16 protein-coding genes are annotated in these 16,241 nt (G+C 64.2%); 12 read left to right on the forward strand and 4 right to left on the reverse strand.

What is annotated here, in order from left to right; translation table 11 throughout:
* Positions 1 to 2 precede the first annotated feature (2 nt).
* The 4 genes from ACU5AZ_RS05410 to ACU5AZ_RS05425 all read right to left on the reverse strand — a co-directional run bounded on the left by ACU5AZ_RS05410 (position 3) and on the right by ACU5AZ_RS05425 (position 3,776).
* A complete protein-coding gene (locus tag ACU5AZ_RS05410) occupies positions 3 to 674 on the reverse strand; it encodes a class II aldolase/adducin family protein (protein ID WP_446825005.1) in 672 nt (223 codons plus the stop codon).
* On the reverse strand, positions 655 to 2,274 hold the full coding sequence (locus ACU5AZ_RS05415; protein ID WP_446825925.1) for a xylulokinase: 1,620 nt from the start codon (positions 2,272 to 2,274) through the stop codon (positions 655 to 657). The genes ACU5AZ_RS05410 and ACU5AZ_RS05415 overlap by 20 nt, the downstream gene beginning before the upstream one ends.
* A gap of 86 nt (positions 2,275 to 2,360) precedes the next feature.
* Positions 2,361 to 3,416: an AraC family transcriptional regulator gene (locus ACU5AZ_RS05420; protein ID WP_446825006.1), complete on the reverse strand. Its 1,056-nt coding sequence runs from the start codon at positions 3,414 to 3,416 to the stop codon at positions 2,361 to 2,363.
* Between the two features lie 120 nt (positions 3,417 to 3,536).
* Positions 3,537 to 3,776, reverse strand: coding sequence for a hypothetical protein (locus tag ACU5AZ_RS05425; protein WP_446825007.1), 240 nt, complete (start codon positions 3,774 to 3,776; stop codon positions 3,537 to 3,539).
* 89 nt (positions 3,777 to 3,865) lie between these two features.
* On the opposite strand from ACU5AZ_RS05425, the gene ACU5AZ_RS05430 reads away from it, so the two are divergent.
* The 12 genes from ACU5AZ_RS05430 to ACU5AZ_RS05485 all read left to right on the forward strand — a co-directional run bounded on the left by ACU5AZ_RS05430 (position 3,866) and on the right by ACU5AZ_RS05485 (position 16,108).
* On the forward strand, positions 3,866 to 5,278 hold the full coding sequence (locus ACU5AZ_RS05430) for a coniferyl aldehyde dehydrogenase (protein ID WP_446825008.1): 1,413 nt from the start codon (positions 3,866 to 3,868) through the stop codon (positions 5,276 to 5,278).
* Positions 5,279 to 5,436: 158 nt separating this feature from the next.
* Positions 5,437 to 6,618 carry an OmpP1/FadL family transporter gene (locus ACU5AZ_RS05435; RefSeq protein ID WP_446825009.1) on the forward strand — a complete coding sequence of 394 codons (1,182 nt, stop codon included), beginning with the start codon at positions 5,437 to 5,439 and terminating at the stop codon, positions 6,616 to 6,618.
* A 202-nt stretch (positions 6,619 to 6,820) separates the two neighbouring features.
* A complete protein-coding gene (locus ACU5AZ_RS05440) occupies positions 6,821 to 7,531 on the forward strand; it encodes a GntR family transcriptional regulator (protein WP_446825010.1) in 711 nt (236 codons plus the stop codon).
* Positions 7,532 to 7,634: 103 nt separating this feature from the next.
* Positions 7,635 to 8,468, forward strand: a complete 834-nt coding sequence (locus ACU5AZ_RS05445) for a transporter substrate-binding domain-containing protein (RefSeq protein WP_446825011.1) — start codon at positions 7,635 to 7,637, stop codon at positions 8,466 to 8,468.
* 113 nt (positions 8,469 to 8,581) lie between these two features.
* The gene (locus tag ACU5AZ_RS05450; protein ID WP_446825012.1) at positions 8,582 to 9,247 is read left to right on the forward strand and encodes an amino acid ABC transporter permease; all 666 of its coding nucleotides are present in this window, start codon (positions 8,582 to 8,584) and stop codon (positions 9,245 to 9,247) included.
* Positions 9,248 to 9,259: 12 nt separating this feature from the next.
* Positions 9,260 to 9,925, forward strand: coding sequence for an amino acid ABC transporter permease (locus ACU5AZ_RS05455; RefSeq protein WP_446825013.1), 666 nt, complete (start codon positions 9,260 to 9,262; stop codon positions 9,923 to 9,925).
* Between the two features lie 25 nt (positions 9,926 to 9,950).
* Positions 9,951 to 10,727 (forward strand): amino acid ABC transporter ATP-binding protein, encoded by a 777-nt coding sequence (locus tag ACU5AZ_RS05460; protein ID WP_446825014.1) that lies wholly within the window; start codon positions 9,951 to 9,953, stop codon positions 10,725 to 10,727.
* A gap of 46 nt (positions 10,728 to 10,773) precedes the next feature.
* Complete coding sequence (locus ACU5AZ_RS05465; RefSeq protein WP_446825015.1) at positions 10,774 to 11,694, forward strand: aminotransferase class IV; 921 nt, start codon at positions 10,774 to 10,776, stop codon at positions 11,692 to 11,694.
* Positions 11,695 to 11,798: 104 nt separating this feature from the next.
* On the forward strand, positions 11,799 to 13,478 hold the full coding sequence (locus tag ACU5AZ_RS05470; RefSeq protein WP_446825926.1) for a chloride channel protein: 1,680 nt from the start codon (positions 11,799 to 11,801) through the stop codon (positions 13,476 to 13,478).
* 236 nt (positions 13,479 to 13,714) lie between these two features.
* On the forward strand, positions 13,715 to 14,314 hold the full coding sequence (locus ACU5AZ_RS05475; protein WP_446825016.1) for an RNA polymerase sigma factor: 600 nt from the start codon (positions 13,715 to 13,717) through the stop codon (positions 14,312 to 14,314).
* The gene (locus ACU5AZ_RS05480; protein ID WP_446825017.1) at positions 14,307 to 14,930 is read left to right on the forward strand and encodes an anti-sigma factor family protein; all 624 of its coding nucleotides are present in this window, start codon (positions 14,307 to 14,309) and stop codon (positions 14,928 to 14,930) included. Before ACU5AZ_RS05475 ends, ACU5AZ_RS05480 begins: the two co-directional genes overlap by 8 nt.
* Positions 14,927 to 16,108, forward strand: a complete 1,182-nt coding sequence (locus ACU5AZ_RS05485; RefSeq protein ID WP_446825018.1) for a S8 family peptidase — start codon at positions 14,927 to 14,929, stop codon at positions 16,106 to 16,108. The genes ACU5AZ_RS05480 and ACU5AZ_RS05485 overlap by 4 nt, the downstream gene beginning before the upstream one ends.
* Positions 16,109 to 16,241 lie beyond the last annotated feature (133 nt).

Consider the following 16,241-nt stretch of genomic DNA (forward strand, 5'->3'; position numbering starts at 1 on the left):
GTTCATTTCTCTCCTGCCTCCTTGATGGCTGTATTCAGGCTGCTCTCGATGAGGCGCCTCACGTCATTGTCGATGCCCGGTCCGAGCTTCACACGCTGCTTCAGGAAATGGGCGGCGGCGGCCTCGATCCGGCCGATCATGTCGACGCCGTCCGCCAGCGTCACGCCGGAGCAGATGACACCGTGGCTTGCCATGAGATAGGCATAGACGTCTGGCCGCAGCGCCTTGGCGGAAACCTTGGCCAGCATCTTCGTGCCCGACGGACGATAGGGGATAAGCTCGATCATGGTGCCGAAGCGCTGTAGGTCCGTGCCCGGCGGCCAAGGCAAGCGGCAGCGCAGAAGGGCGACGGCGCTGGCGATCGGCTGGTGGGTGTGGACGCTGGCAAGGCGCGCCGGATGCTGCCTGAGCATCGCCGCGTGAATGCCGCGCTCGACGGAGGGCGGCTTGGTGCCCTCGAGTTGTTCCAGCGTGTCGAGGCGCAGGATGGCGATATCCTCGGCCTTCATGGTGTAATAGTCGGTCGCCGACGGCGTGATCGCAAAGCGGGTATCGTCGAGACGGACGGCGATGTTGCCGCCGGTCGCCGCGAAATAGCCCTTGTCGGTCATGTACCGGCAGACATCGACGATCTGCTGGCGCTGTGGCGTGAAACTAGCCGTGGTGTTGAGCATGGGATCCGTTCAGCCGCTTGTAGAGAGGGGAAAGGCGCTTGTAGAGCTCGTTGAAGAGCCCGAACCGCTCGTCGTAGAGCGAGCGTAGCGCCCGGTTTGGTTCGAACACATTCGGCACATCGACCCAGCGGGCCGCCGACTTGAAATCCGTCAGGCCGAGGCCGACGGCACCGATCATGGCCGCCCCAAGCGCATTGGCCTTCAGCGGATCGCGCGGCCGGCGGATGGCAACGTTCATGACGTCGGCAAAGATCTGGCACCAGGCATTCGACAGCGCGCCGCCGCCGATGATGGTGAGGTGCTCCGGCCGGCGGCGCAGGAAGCGGCTGACCGGCTTCATCATCCAGCGTGTGTTGAGCGCGGTGCCTTCAAAGACGGCACGCACCAGCGTTTCGCGGTCGTGCTCCATGCTCAAGTTGAAGAGGCCGGCACGTAGCGACAGGTCGTCGACCGGGCAGCGCTCGCCGAACAGCCAGGGCAGATACATGAGCCCCTTGCTACCGGCAGCGGTGCGCGCCGCGATCTCGTCGAGGACGGCGTAGACGTCAGGCGACGGCTCGGTGTCGATCAGTCCATCGTCGTGAAAGATGATCCTGTCCTTGAGGAAGGCGATGTTGTTGGCGCCGCTCGATTGCAGCGCGACCATCAGATATTTCGACGGCAGGCCGCAGGGGACGGAGGCGATCTGGTCCATGACGCTCGTCTTCTTGAACGGCACATGGGCGGCGATCCATGACGACGAGCCGACATAGAGGTGGGCCTCGTAGTCCGCGACCGTGCCGGCGCCGATCGCCGCGGCCGAATTGTCGATCGCGCCCGCCACCACCTTCGTCGTCGACGGCAGGCCGAGCTCGTCGGCGACGCCCGGCAGCAGCGTGCCGATGACGTCGGTGCAGCGGATGAGATCGGGGAACTTGGCGCGGTCGATACCGATCATCCGGATCAGGCTGTCGACATAGCGCAGATTGTCGACGTCACGGTTGTCGGTCACCCAGGAGGTCAGGATCGAATCCTGCGTGGCGGTGAACCTTCCGGTCATGCGCAGGTTGAAATAGTCGAGGACATTCAGGAATTTGTAGGTCTTTTCGTAGATCTCCGGGTGCTCGTCGCGGACAAACAGCATGTGGCCGACGAGGTCCTTGCCGGAGAGTGCCGGGGCGCCGCCGCAAAAGCGCAGCCAGCGCTGCAGCTTGACGGCGTCGTAGCCGGCCACCTTGAGCGACCCGCGCATCAGGCGCTTCAGCGACGCCGCGCCGCGCATGTCCATCCAGATGATGCCGTTGGTCAGGGCCCGGCCCTCGCGGTCGACGGCAACCATGCCCTCGCCCTGCGTCGACGACGAGACCGCGATGATACGGGACGGCGCGATGCCGGAAGTCGCGATCGCCTCGCGGCTCGCTTCGACGAAGGCCTTCCACCAGTCGTCCGGACGCTGCTCGGCACCATTCTGGCCGAGCACAAGCAGGGATACCGGACGGAACGCCCAGCCGGCGACCCGGCCGGTCAGAGAGATCAGGGCAACCTTGCATCCGCTCGTCCCGAGATCGATGGCGAGGATGAAGTGTTCCTGATCGGCTTGATTGTGCGACGGGCCGCTAATCCTCGTAACTCCCCTGTTTGTTCGTTCAGAGGAGAGTACGCCCGGACCCCGCAACCTTGTAATGGCGGATGGGTCCGAATTGGGGTCTATTTCGGCCAGTTCTCCTGGATCTCGCCCCTCAGCACACCGGGCGTCTTGCCCGTCCAGCGCCTGAAAGCACGGCGGAAGTTGTGCGGGTCGGTGAAGCCGATGGCAAAGGCGATCTGCTCGACGGACAATTGCGGATTGGCAAGGAGTTCGAGGGCACGGTTCTTGCGCAGCTCGTCGAGCAGGGTCTGGAAGGAGACGCCGCAATCGGTCAGGCGCCGGCGCAGCGTCCGTTCGCTCATGCAGAGCTCGCGCGCCACCTCGCCGACATGCGGCTGTTCGCTGAGCCTCTGGCGCAATGCGCGCTCGACGGATTCGATGATCTCGGCGCTCTCGCGGTTGCGGGTGCGGCTGTATTCGAGAAAGCTCAGAACCTGGCGATGGCTGAGCAGATCGGCCGTCTTCAGGGGCTGATCGTACCAGGACTTGTCGTAGATGAAGCGGTTGGCCATCTGGTTGAAGAGAACATCGCAGCCGAAGGCCGCCCGGTAGGCGGCCGCATAGGGCGGCGCCGGATAGGAAAGCTCCACACGCTTCGGCCGGAAGCCGTCGCCCACCAGGTCGCGGGCGATCTGCATGAAGTTGGCGAAGGCCTCCTCGACCAGGAACATGTGGATCTCGGGATCCGGAAAGCGGCTGCCGGCGGTGACGGAGACGGCGTCGCCCTCCGAGCCGACGTAGAATTCCAGCATGCTGCCGGTGTCCTTCTGAAGCTGGAGGCCGAGATCAATCGCCTCGCCGACGGTGCGGCAGGTCACCATGGCGTAGCCGACGAGGCCGATCGACATGATCGTCTGGCGCGCGCCCGTCTCGAGGCCGAGCGGCCGTCCTGACGCCATCTTCAGGGCACGGCGGATCATCTCCCGGCCCTGCCGGAAAGAGATGCGGCAGGCGGGATCATTGAGATCGTCGAGGCTGAGCCCGAGGCCGAGCGTCAGCCGCGCGGTATTGATGCCGAGATCATTGAGTGTCGCGGCGAGACACCGCAACAGAAAGACGGGAATATTGGCACTCAGATAGCGAGGATCGGCGGCTCCGATCTGTTTCGTGGTCATTCAAGGCTCCCTCACTCCCGCTTCGCCTTCCCGTCGCAACGGGTATCGTCAGCCCGTGTGGCAGCGGGCCACGGCAGAAACGGCGGCACGGCTCCCAGCATGCCGCCCGTTCGCCTGCGGTCAAGGTGCATACTTGGAGAGGCCACGGCGTTGGCCGAGTTTGACACATTTCTGGCCCCATTTCCCATTGTTGATCCAGCGCCGGGCCATATCGTTGGCCAGATTGCCGCAGTGGCAAGCCGTCGCCGGGTCTATCGGGCGACCCGCGACGATGACGAAAGGCAAAACGATGTATACCGGAATGGATTCTGGAGACGGAAAGCCTGCCTTTGACGGCAACGGCGCAGCTGCGAGTGTCATGGGCACTTGCTTCGGACTTCGCGCGCTCCCATCCTCTTCCGATGACAGATCATCACCCTCCCCTTCCCCATCCCGCGCGAGGTAACCGGTTGCTGACGCCCGATGCCCATGACCTTCAGACGACCCTGACGCTGCAGCGCGCGGCTTTTGAGGCCGACCGCTATCCGTCGCTGTCCGTCCGGCGCGACCGCTTGAAGCGCATCGGCAAGATTGTTTCTGCATATCAGAACGACTTCTGCGAGGCGGTTTCGCAGGACTTCGGTCATCGCTCGGCCGACGAAACCAGCCTTCTTGAATTCGGGCCGCTGATGGCGGCGCTGCGCCACACCAGCGGGCATCTCGGCCGCTGGATGAAGCCGGAGCGGCGCGGCCGCTCGCTTGAATTCCTGATGATGAAGAACCGGGTTCACTACCAGCCGCTCGGCGTCGTCGGCATCATGGTGCCGTGGAACTATCCCATCCTGCTGGCGCTCGGTCCGCTGGTCGACGTCCTGGCGGCCGGCAACCGGGCGATGATCAAGCCGTCGGAACTCCTGCCGCGGACATCGGAGCTGCTGGCGCGCACCGTGGCCGAATTCTTCTCCCCCGAGGAAGTGACGGTCGTCACCGGCGGCGTCGACGTCGCCGAGGATTTCTCGCGCCTGCCGTTCGATCATCTCGTCTTCACCGGTTCGACCGCGGTGGGGCGCAAGGTGATGGCCGCGGCGGCAGAGAACCTGACGCCGCTGACGCTGGAGCTCGGCGGCAAGTCGCCGGCCCTCGTTGCCCCCGGCTATCCGATCGAGACGGCCGCCCGCGACATCGCCTTTGGCAAGCTGATGAATGCCGGGCAGACCTGCATCGCGCCGGACTATGTGCTCGTGCCAAGGCCACAGCTCAAGGAAATGGCCGAGACGATCCTGAGGCAGGTAGCAAGTTTTTATCCGAGCGGCAGCGGTGCGGGCGACTACACCAGCATCGTCGGCGAGCGCGGCCATCAGCGGCTGCTGGCCGGCATCGAGGAGTGCCGGCAGGGCGGCGCCGAGGTTCTCAGCCACGACAGCGCGACGCCCGGACAGGGACACCGGATCGCCCCGACGATCATCATCGATCCGTCACCGGACTGCCGGCTGATGCAGGAGGAAATCTTCGGGCCGGTGCTGCCGATCATTCCCTATGACGATCTCGAAGCGGCGATCGGCTTCATCAACAGCAGGCCGCGCCCGCTGGCGCTCTATGTCTTTTCGCAAAAGACCTCCGTGACCAAGGGGATACTGGAGCAGACGCATTCCGGCAATGTCACGGTCAATGGCACGCTTCTGCACATCGCCCAGAACGACCTGCCGTTCGGCGGCATCGGCCCGAGCGGTCTCGGCGCCTATCACGGACGGGACGGCTTTCGCCGGTTTTCGCATGCGCGCGGCGTCGCCACCGTGCGCCTTTTCAATCCGGCACGCTTTGCCATGCCGCCCTATGGAAGGATCGCGAGATTGCTGAAGCGCTTCATGATGCGCGGCCTCTAGCCGGGCCGGACTGAGCCCCAACGGGGGCAAACCAGACATTCACTGAATTCGACGAATTGCGGCAGGCGACGTGCTCGGCTTCCGCGATAGAGGACGGCCACGTCCTCGAACAAGGCACTCCACAGGAGGCCAATCCAATAAAAAGAGGGGTACGACCAATGATCACAAGACATGAGCGCTCGATCGGTCGAGCGGGACTGACGGTCGCGGGCTGCTGCCTGCTGCTGTCGGCGATGCCGGCTCTCGCCGGCGGATTTTCACGCGGGGAGGCAGACACCGACCTGCTCTACGAAGACGGCGACGTCAGCTTTTCCAGCAGTGCCGTCTATGTCTCGCCGAGCCGCAGCTACTCATCCCTGATGGGCAGTTCCGTCAACGAGGACGCCTATTCGAACGACTTCTGGATACCGTCGGTGGCGATGGCCGCGCATCTCGGTGCGAACGTCTCCTGCGAATTGAGCTACACCCAGCCGTTCGGCGCGTCGGCCACCTATTCGCAGGCCGCGCAGAATGCCGAATATGCAACCGCGACCGCCAACAGCGACCCGTTTCCCAATCCGACGTCGCACATGGCGTTCTCGACCGACGAATTTGGCACGACCTGCGCCGTCAAGTTCGCGGCCGGCCCCGGCAATTTCCACGTGATCGGCGGCCTCTTTCTCGAAACATTCGACTACAAGGAAGACACCTGGTTCGGCTCGATCCACCTGAAGGACGAGGGCCAGGTGGGGTATCGCCTCGGCCTCGCCTACGACATTCCGGAATATGCCGCGCGGGTGCAGGTCATGTACCGCTCAGCCGTCGATCACAACGGCGACGGCACGTTTACCCCGACCCAACTCGGCATCGACAACGGCATCACCGACACGCTGCCGGCAACCGGCGCCGGCACCCTGCCGCAATCGCTGAAGCTCTACGCCCAGACGGGCGTCGCGCCCGGCTGGCTCGTCTATGGCTCGGTCACCTGGACCGACTGGAGCGTGCTGCAGAACTTCCAGTACGACATCACCGGGCTCGGAGTGAGCAACAAGGTGTTCAACTACAAGGACGGCTATACGGTCCAGCTCGGCGTCGGCCATGAATTTTCCGACGCGCTGTCCGGCACGGTCAACGTGACCTGGGACCAGGGCGTGGGGACCGGAGCCGACATCACCACCGACACCTGGACGCTCGGTCTCGGCGGCGAATACAAGAGCAAGGTGGGCACCTTCGGTCTTGGTGTCGCCGTTTCCTACCTGGCTGCGGGATCGCAGAAGGTCAGCTCCGGCGCCACCTACGACGCCACGGCCGATGAGGACTGGGCTGTCGGCGTGGGCATGTCCTACAAGGTGAGCTTCTAGACTTCACAGGCAGACAAGGCAGCCCGACCAACACCATGTGGTCGGGCCGCCTTCCCCAGCACACCTACAGCGCAGTAACCGCTGCGGCCGCGCTTTTCCCCGCCTTCCCACAGAGCAAACCACAAAGATCACCGTTCACTCTTGACGGAGCTTCGCACCGATGATTGATTGTTGACAATCGATCATCTGGGATAGGATGCGAATGGCTCCGGAAGTACAGGCCTTTAATCGTGTGAAGAAGGCGACGTTTCGCGATCACATCGCCGACGCCCTCAAGGCCGCGATCCTCAACGGCGACCTGGCTCCGGGATCGCAGGTCACCGAATCGAGTCTCGCCGACAAGTTCGGCGTCAGCCGCGGCCCGTTACGCGAGGCGATGCGACAGCTGATCGACGACGGCCTGCTGATTGCCGTTCCCTATACCGGCACGCATGTCGTTGGCCTGTCGCTCGAGGACATCAGGGAAATCTACTCCATGCGCGTGACGCTGGAGATCTTCGCCTTCGAACTCGTCTGGGACCGCCGCGACACGGCCTTCCGCAACGGACTGCTCGCCCGGCATGCGGAACTGACCCGCACCATCGACGCCCAGGACGACGCGGCCAGCATTCACGCCGAGCTGCAGCTGCACGGCTATGTCTACGAGGCGGCCGGGCACAGCATTCTGCTCAAATCATGGGAAAGTCTGAAAGGCCGGCTACAGCTTTACTGGGCGGCCCACCACCGCGCGCATGGCATCCGCGGTCCGCGCCGCGACGGTCACGACAACTACGTCGCCACCGCGCTCGGCGACAATATCGAGGCGCTGCGCGCGGAAATCCGCGCCCACATGGCGCGCGGCGGCAGCCAGACCGAGGCCTTCGTCGCGCAACTGCAGGCGAATGCGCCGGCCAAAACCGGCAAGGCCATGTGATGGCGCAAGAATTCCAGACCGGTTGAGCGATCGCTGGTCTTCACCAACGCAAAGAGAAGCCCGAAGCGGCCAAATTCACGAAACCTGACAGAGGATTGAAGTCATGAACACGACACGCCGAAATTTCATGGTCATCAGCGGCCTTTCGCTTGCCGCACTCACCGTGCCGGCATTCGCAGAAGACCCGTCGACGCTCGACAAGATCAAGGCCAGCGGCAAGCTCCGCATCGGCGTCACCTCGGCAGAGCCGTGGTTCTTCAAGGACCCTATGACCGAGAAATGGACCGGCGTCGGCGTCGCCATGGGCCAGAAGCTCGCCGACAAGCTCGGCGTCGAACTGGTGCCGGTCGAAACCACCTGGGCGAACGCGGTCGCCGCCCTGCAGGCCGACCAGATCGACCTGATGTTCGTCCTCGACCCGACCGAGGAGCGCCGCAAGGCGGTCGACTTCCCGGAAGCGCCGCTGTTCTACTACGCGCTCGGCGCGCTGGTGGCCGAGGATTCGGACGCCAAGACCTGGACCGATCTCGACAAGGCCGGCACGCGCGTCGGCGTCGTCCTCGGCACGTCGGTCGACAAGAACGTCACTGCCATGATGAAGTCTGCCGAGATCAGCCGCTTCTCCAACAATGACGAAGCCGTCGCGGCGTTTGCGGCCAAGCGCGTCGACGTGGTCGTGCTGTTCCACCCTGCCCTCGTCGTCCAGTACGCCCGCCTCAAGCTCGGCAAGGTCATCCTGCCGCAGCCGGTCACGCCCGTCGCGACCAGCGCCGGCATGCGCAAGGAAGACAACCCCGCCTTCAAGAACTGGGTCAGCGAACAGTTCGCCGAACTCTACAAGGCCGGCGTTCCCGACGAACTCTTCAAGGCCTACATGACCTCGAAGGGCATCGATCCCAGCGGCATACCGGGCCTCGTCAAGGAAGCCTGGAACTGATGCGCTGACGCGGTCCGGGGCAAGCTCCTCCCCTTGCCTTGGGCCGCATTTTTCCTCACGAGGCGCGCGGGGCCTGTCATCGCTCCGCCCGCCCGGCTCCGGAATTCCAGATCATGAGCTACAAATGGGACTTCTCTCCCGTGCTGGAGAGATCGGACATCCTGTTGATCGGCCTCTTGAACACGGTCAAGATCGCCGCCGTCTCCATCGTCTTCGGCGTGGCCGTCGGCATGCTCTTGGCGCTGATGCGGCTCTCCGACCGGCGGCTTGTCCGGGCACCGGCGATCGCCTTCATCGAGTTCTACCGCAACACCCCGCCGATCATCCATTTCTTCTGGTTCTTCTATGCGCTGCCGGTCGTCATGAACATCAGCCTCGACCCGTTCGTGGCCGCCGTCCTGGCGCTGTCGACCCAGTCGGGCGCCTTCTACGCCGAAGTGTTTCGCGGCGGCATCGTCTCGATCGAGAAGGGCCAGTGGGAGGGCGCACGCGCGCTGGGCATGAGCCGGTCGGCGCTGATGCGGCGCATCATCCTGCCGCAGGCGATCACGCGGATGATCCCGCCCTTCGTCGAACGCTCCTTCGAGCTCCTGAAGACCACGGCGCTCGCCTCGACGCTCGCCTATGCCGATCTCCTCTACCAGGCGATGCTGGTCAACAGCGAGACCTTCCGACCGCTCGAAGTCTACACGAGCATCGCGCTCATGTACGTCACCCTGCTGGTATCGGCCAGCGCGCTCGCGCGTTTCGCCGAGGCGCGGCTGACGGCCTATCGATGAGGCAGTGAAGCGATGTCCTATCAGATCGATTTCAACCTCATTCTCCAGAGCTTTCCGGTCCTCATGCGCGGGCTGGTGGTCACCATCGAACTCTGGCTGCCGAGCGTGGCGATCGGCGTTTCGCTCGGACTGTTCCTGGCGCTGGCCCGCCTGTCGCGCTTTGCCGCGCTGCGCTGGCCAAGCCTCGTCTACATCGAGCTTTTCCGCGATACGCCGGTCCTCATCCAGCTCATCTGGTTCTTCTATGCGCTGCCGATCCTGATCGGCCTGCAGATGACGCCGTTCCAAGCGGCCCTGCTCGGCCTGACGCTCAATACCTCGGCCTACTCGGCGGAAATCTTCCGCGGCGGCATCCAGTCGGTGGTGCGCGGCCAGTGGGAAGGCGCCAAGGCGCTCGGGATGACGGGGGCGGCGACGCTCCGCCGGATCATCCTGCCGCAGGTCTTCAAGCGCATGCTGCCGGCGTTCACCAACCGGGCGATCGAAGTCGCCAAGATGTCCTCGCTCGCCTCCGTGCTCTCGGTGCACGAACTCATGTACCAGGGCCGGCTGTTGAGCTCGACCTATTACCGGCCGCTCGAAATCCTGACCACGGTCGCCTTTGTCTATTTCGTCCTGATCTATCCCGGCAGCTACCTTTCCGCACGCCTCGAGCGGCGGATGGCGGCCAGGGATTGAGCGCGGCGAGAATGGGAGAATTCTGATGTCCAACGCCATCATCCGCGTCGCCGGCCTGAACAAGTGGTTCGGCGATCACCACGTCCTCAAGGGCATCGACTTTTCCGTCGAACCGGGCGAACGCGTCGCCATCATCGGCGGCAGCGGTTCGGGCAAGAGCACCTTCCTGCGCTGCCTCAACTTCATGGAGATGCCGACCTCAGGCACCATCGAACTCGACGGCAATGTTCTCGGCAAGCCCTCTGGCAAGAGCGAACAGCGCGCCTATTCCGAAAAGCAGCTGTGCGAGGTGCGCGAGCGCGTCGGCATGGTGTTCCAGCAGTTCAATCTCTTCCCGCACATGACGGTGATCGAGAACGTCATGGAGGGCCTTCTCACCGTCAAGAAAATGAAGAAGGCCGAGGCGCGCGAGATCGCCATGGCGGAGCTCAACAAGGTCGGGCTTTCCGACAAGGTCCACGCCTATCCGGGGCGGCTGTCGGGCGGCCAGCAGCAGCGCGTGGCGATCGCCCGGGCGCTGGCGATGGAACCGGAAATCCTGCTCTTCGACGAACCCACCTCGTCGCTTGACCCGGAGCTCGTCGGCGAGGTGCTGCGCGTCATCCGCAAGCTTGCCGAGGAAGGCCGCACCATGCTGCTCGTCACCCACGAGCTCGGCTTCGCCTATCACTTCGCGACCAAGGTCATCTTCCTCGCCGACGGCGGCTTCCACGAGGTGGGCACGCCCGACGAGGTGCTGAAGCACCCGAAGCAGGAACGCACCCAGGCCTTCCTGAAGCGCTTCACCGAATTCTCATTCTGAGAGCTAGAGCTCTCGGCCCCAGCAGACGTCCGAAAGGGAAAGACACATGAACCCGACCGTTGCCAGCAATACGAGCTCCCAGGGATATGTCGACGACGAACGCAACGAGCATGTCCAGATTTACGTCAACGGCGAGTTCTTCGCCCGCGACGAGGCGAAGGTGTCGATCTTCGACGCCGGCTTCGTGCTCGGCGACGGCGTGTGGGAAGGCCTGCGGCTGATCAACGGCAAGCTGCTGGCGCTCGACGAACATCTCGACCGCCTCTACGAGGGCGCCAATTCGATCCAGCTCGACATCGGCGTCACCCGCCAGCAGATGACCGACATCCTGTGGGAGACGCTGAACCGCAACAACATGACCGACGGCGCGCATATCCGCCTGATGGTCACGCGCGGCAAGAAGAAGACGCCGAACCAGGACCCGCGCTTCGCGCTCGGACAGGCGACCATCGTCGTCGTCGCCGAATTCAAGAAGCCGAAGCCGGAATCGAAGCAGAAGGGGCTGGCGCTGCTGACCTCGACCATCCGCTGCAGCACGCCGGACGTCTTCGACCTGCGCCTCAACTCGCACAGCCGTTTGAACTTCATCCAGGCGCTGATCCAGGCGATCAATGCCGGGGCGGACGAGGCGCTGATGCTCGACCCGAGCGGATTTGTCGCAAGCTGCAATTCGACCAATTTCTTCATCGTTCGCGGCGACGAACTCTGGACCTCGACCGGCCGGTTCAATTTCTGCGGCATCACCCGCAAGAAGGTGATCAGCCTCTATGCCGGCGCCGGAAAGACGGTGCGCCAGCACGACTTCACACTCGCGGAAGTCTACAACGCCTCGGAAGCCTTCGTCACCGGCACGCTCGGCGGCATCACGCCGGTGACAAAGATTGACGGAAGACAAGTCGGCGACGGTTGCCCCGGCCCGGTTACGGCGTATATAGCGGAGCTTTACGATCGCTATATCTACACCTGACGATGTCCGAATTTACCGTGCCAGACGACAGGAGCGCCGAGACAGACACCTCCCGGCACTCGATAATCCCCCGCAAGGTCCGTGCGCTCATCCGCAGCGACGAGATGGCGCTGGCGCTGCTGGCGGCCGTCATCGGGGCGCTTGCAGGCCTGTGCGTCGCCGGCATGGTCTTCGTCATCCAGTGGGTTCACCACATACTCTTCGCCGTCGAGGGCCATGAGGTCAGCGGCGCGGAGTTCGTAGACCCCCTGAGGGCCTTCTTCGTGCCGGCGGCGGGCGGCATTCTCGTCGGTCTGCTGGCCTTCATCCACCAGCGGCGCAAGACGCTGCAGATCATCGACCCGGTGGAGGCCAATGCGCTCTACGGCGGCCGCATGCCGATCCGCGGCAGCCTGTTCCTCGTCCTGCAGACCATGGTGTCGAACGGGGTCGGCGGCTCGATCGGCATGGAGGCCGGCTACACCCAGATCGGCTCGGCGCTCGCCTCCAAGATCGGCAAGCTCTTTCACGTGCGCCGCAACGACCTGCGCACACTGGTCGGCTGCGGCGCGGCCGGCGCGATCGCGGCGGCCTTCGATGCGCCGCTGACGGGCGCATTCTATGCCTTCGAGCTGATCATCTCGACCTATTCCATCGGCATGCTGGCGCCCGTCGTGGTCGCGGCGATCTCGGCCTTCGGGGTCATGCGCTTCGTGATGCCGCAGGCGTCCTTCCAGGTCGGTTTCGCCGGCGCGTTGTCATTGTCCGACTACACCCTCGTCTTCTTCATGGCATTCCTCAGTTCGCTGGTGGCGATCGCCATGATGATGACGGTGACGCTCATGGAGCGCCTGTTTACGGCAAGCCGGCTGCCGGTCTGGGCGCGTCCCGTTGTCGGCGGCACCTGCGTCGGGGCCATGGCGCTGGTGACGCCTGCGGTGCTGTCGTCCGGACACTCGGCACTGCATGTCGGCTTCGGCGCCTATTATACGGCGCCTTTCCTGCTGATGCTGATCGTCCTGAAGATTCTCGCCTCGGCGACATCGATCGCCAGCGGCTTTCGCGGCGGCCTGTTCTTTGCCTCGCTGTTTCTTGGCGCGATGCTCGGCAAGCTCGTCGCCATCGGCTGGATGCTCGCCTTCGGCCTGCAGATCCCCGCCATGGTGGTGGCGATCATCGGCATGTGCGCCATGGCGACCGCCGTGCTCGGCGCGCCGCTGACCATGTCCTTCCTGGCGCTCGAAACCACGGGCAGCCTGCCGCTAACGGCGGCGGTGCTGGCGGCGGCCGTCGTCTCATCACTGACGGCGCGGCGGGTGTTCGGCTATTCATTCGCCACGTGGCGCTTCCACCTGCGCGGAGAATCCATCCGCAGCGCCGCCGATGTCGGCTGGGTCAGGGAACTGAGCGTCGGGCGGATGATGCGCAAGGACGTGCGCACCGTCCTCGTCGACACGCCGCTGGAGCGCGTGCGCCGCGACTTTCCTCTGGGCGCGACCCAGCGCGTGATCGTCACGGATTACGACGGCCGCTATTGCGGCATCGTCTATGTGCCCGACCTGTACCGTGACGAGGGCGACGTGGCAGAGACACTCACCGACCTGTTGCGCCTGACCGAAACCATGCTGACGCCCGACCAGAACATCCGCCAGGCGATCGACATCTTCACCAAGGCCGAGTGCGATGCGCTCGCGGTCGTCGAGAACCGGTCGTCGATGCGCGTCCTCGGCCTCCTGACCGAACAGCACGCGCTGCGCCGTTACAGCGAAGAGCTCGACCGCCGGACCAACGAGACCTATCGCTAGGCCGTCACCGCCCCACGGGAGGACCTACCGACAGGACGGTCCTTTGCGGATTGAAAGCCGGCAAGATTCAACCCACTATGCGATCGGCGCCCTGTCGGCCTCCCTGACGCGGCGCCCGTGCGCCGCCATTTACCAACGGGAAGGATGTGCGCGACCAAAAATAAAACCGGAAGGCAATGAACCTTCCGGCCGTTCGGGAACACTCACGGGTGCAGAGAGCAAGGCGAAATTTCTAAATGGGCATACTCAAATCCGTCCAGTCGACATTCAGGGGAGGCTCCGTCGCGGCGGATCTGCGCCTGTTGAAAGCGATCGCGGCCGGTGACGTGAACGCCTTCGAGCGCCTCCATGGCCAGTATTTCCCGAAGCTGATGCATTTCGCCAGGCGCGTCATCGACAGCACGGAAGCCGCCGAAGAAATTGCCAATGACACGCTGATGGTGGTCTGGCGCACGGCCGACCGGTTTGAGGGACGCTCGAAGCCCTCGTCCTGGATTTTCGGCATCGCCTATCGGCTGGCGCTGAAGCAGGCGCGCAGCAACGGGCGGCACAAGGGAACGGTGGCGCTGGAGGAAGACATGGTGCACGACGAACAGGACACCGCCGACGCGATCATGAACCAGAAGGACATTCATACGGCCCTGCAGCAGTTGACGCCCGAACTGCGCGCCGTCGTCGAACTGACCTACTACAACGGCTATCTCTACAAGGAGATTGCCGAAATCCTCGGCTGCCCGGTCGGCACAGTGAAAACGCGAATGATGACCGCGCGGCAGCGCCTGCACGACATGCTGTCCGACGATCTGCCCACCTATTCGGAGAACGCAGTTGCTTGACCTTCGAAACCAGACACCCACTGACGGCCACGATGGCATCATGGAGCTGATCCCATGGTACGTGAACGGCTCGCTGCCAAAAGACGAGATGGACGCGGTCAGGCGGCACGCGCTGACCTGCCGCGACTGCGCCGAGGAAATTGCCCGCCAGCGCAAGCTCGCCGGCCACGTTGCCGCCACAGAGACGTTCGAGGCGCCCGTCTCGCGCAGCTGGGAGACCTTGCGCGAGCGGATCTCGTCCGAACGGCGTGCCGCCAAGCCGGCCTTCAGCCTCAGGACCTGGCTCAGGCAACACCAGGGGGGCATGATGCTTTCCGGCATCGGCGCGGCGGCCTGCGTCATGGTCGCCGTGATGACGCTTCCGACGGATGGCGACTTCCAAACCTTGACGGCAAGCAACACAGCCGCACACGATGTCATCAAATTCCAGACGACGCCCGGCGTCAGCACCGACGAACTGCAGACCATTCTCGGCAAATACGGCCTGGCACTCGACGGTGGTCCCTCGAAGGCAGGCGTCTACACGACGAAGGCCAAGAGCGGGGCCGATCTGGCGGCGCTTTCCAAGGCGTTGATGTCCACGCCCGAAATCATCTTTGCAGCACCCGTCGAATGACCATGATCCGCACGACCCTCGCCGCAATTCTGACCGTCACCTCCGCTTTCGGGGCGGCAGCCCAGTCGGCGCCTCCCGAGATGCCCTATCGGCTGGTGCCGGCCAACTCGATCGTGGCGAACACGCATCTGATCCTCACCGTGCCGCTTGCGGACCGCAGCGGCATCGATGCCCTGGCGGACGCGCTCGAAGCACAGTTCCATGTCACACTGACGGCGGAGTGGCCGTTGTCCTCCATCGGCGTCCACTGCCTGGTGATGGATATCGACCGCAACACGGATGTCGACCGGCTGATGGCCGACCTTAGCGCCGACCCGAGGATCAGGACCGTGCAGCGCGTCCAGGATTTCGACACGTTCGAGACGCCCTATTCCGACCCGTATTTTCCCGCCCAGTACGCGCTTACCGAGATCAATGCCGCGCCCGCGCAACGCATATCGAAAGGCGCCGGCGTAAAGGTCGCGGTGGTGGATTCGGCCATCGACGGCACCCATCCGGACCTTGCCGGGCGGCTTGCCTCGTTCCACAATTTCGTCGACGCACAGCCGGCCGACGGACTGGCCGAGGCGCACGGTACGGCGATGGCCGGGATCATTGCGGCCGATGCGACCAACGCCACCGGCATTGTCGGCGTCGCACCGGAGGCTCAGCTCAGCGCTTTCAGAGCCTGCTGGCAGGCGCAGGGCAGCCCCGGCCATTGCAACAGCTTCTCGCTGGCCCGCGCGCTGAACTTCGCGATCGTCAATGATTTCGACATCATCAACATGAGCCTCGGCGGACCGGCCGATCCGCTTCTGGAGGAACTCGTCCAGTCGGCGATCGGCAAGGGTGTCGTCGTCGTCGCCGCCTGGGGAGACGGCAAGACGCCAGCCTTCCCGGCGTCAGGTCCCGGCGTCATCGCCGCGGGCAAATCCACCAGCGAGGGCATCCCCGCCCCCGCTGTCGATGTCATCTCGACAGCCCCGCACGACGAATACCGCTATGTGTCCGGCTCCTCCGTGGCGACCGCGCATGTGACCGGCGTCGCCGCCCTGCTGCTCGCCGCAAATCCGGGCCTCAGCCCGCAGGCGGTCAAGCAAGCGCTCGAGGCCGGCGTGACGACACGCGACGGAGCGCCGATGCTGGACGCATGCAAGGTTCTAGCCTCGGTCATGACTGAAGCACCCGCCTGCGAGTGAACGGGCGACGGCAGGCATGGCCTGCCGCTTCCTCCTCCCATCCCGAACGGCCGATTCGCCCCGTGGCCGTCTTTCATGTACTTTTTCTTGCCTGGCAATGAACCATTCCCGGCGCAACGGGTACCTAGCTGCA

It is taken from the genome of Rhizobium sp. PAMB 3182, from assembly GCF_052908355.1.

Coding starts and splice junctions, on each gene's coding strand:
- ACU5AZ_RS05410 (WP_446825005.1), bottom strand. CDS start 674: ATGCTCAACACCACGGCTAGTTTCACGCCACAGCGCCAGCAGATCGTC.
- ACU5AZ_RS05420 (WP_446825006.1), bottom strand. CDS start 3,416: ATGACCACGAAACAGATCGGAGCCGCCGATCCTCGCTATCTGAGTGCC.
- ACU5AZ_RS05425 (WP_446825007.1), bottom strand. CDS start 3,776: ATGACACTCGCAGCTGCGCCGTTGCCGTCAAAGGCAGGCTTTCCGTCT.
- ACU5AZ_RS05435 (WP_446825009.1), top strand. CDS start 5,437: ATGATCACAAGACATGAGCGCTCGATCGGTCGAGCGGGACTGACGGTC.
- ACU5AZ_RS05440 (WP_446825010.1), top strand. CDS start 6,821: ATGGCTCCGGAAGTACAGGCCTTTAATCGTGTGAAGAAGGCGACGTTT.
- ACU5AZ_RS05445 (WP_446825011.1), top strand. CDS start 7,635: ATGAACACGACACGCCGAAATTTCATGGTCATCAGCGGCCTTTCGCTT.
- ACU5AZ_RS05450 (WP_446825012.1), top strand. CDS start 8,582: ATGAGCTACAAATGGGACTTCTCTCCCGTGCTGGAGAGATCGGACATC.
- ACU5AZ_RS05455 (WP_446825013.1), top strand. CDS start 9,260: ATGTCCTATCAGATCGATTTCAACCTCATTCTCCAGAGCTTTCCGGTC.
- ACU5AZ_RS05460 (WP_446825014.1), top strand. CDS start 9,951: ATGTCCAACGCCATCATCCGCGTCGCCGGCCTGAACAAGTGGTTCGGC.
- ACU5AZ_RS05465 (WP_446825015.1), top strand. CDS start 10,774: ATGAACCCGACCGTTGCCAGCAATACGAGCTCCCAGGGATATGTCGAC.
- ACU5AZ_RS05470 (WP_446825926.1), top strand. CDS start 11,799: ATGGCGCTGGCGCTGCTGGCGGCCGTCATCGGGGCGCTTGCAGGCCTG.
- ACU5AZ_RS05475 (WP_446825016.1), top strand. CDS start 13,715: ATGGGCATACTCAAATCCGTCCAGTCGACATTCAGGGGAGGCTCCGTC.
- ACU5AZ_RS05485 (WP_446825018.1), top strand. CDS start 14,927: ATGACCATGATCCGCACGACCCTCGCCGCAATTCTGACCGTCACCTCC.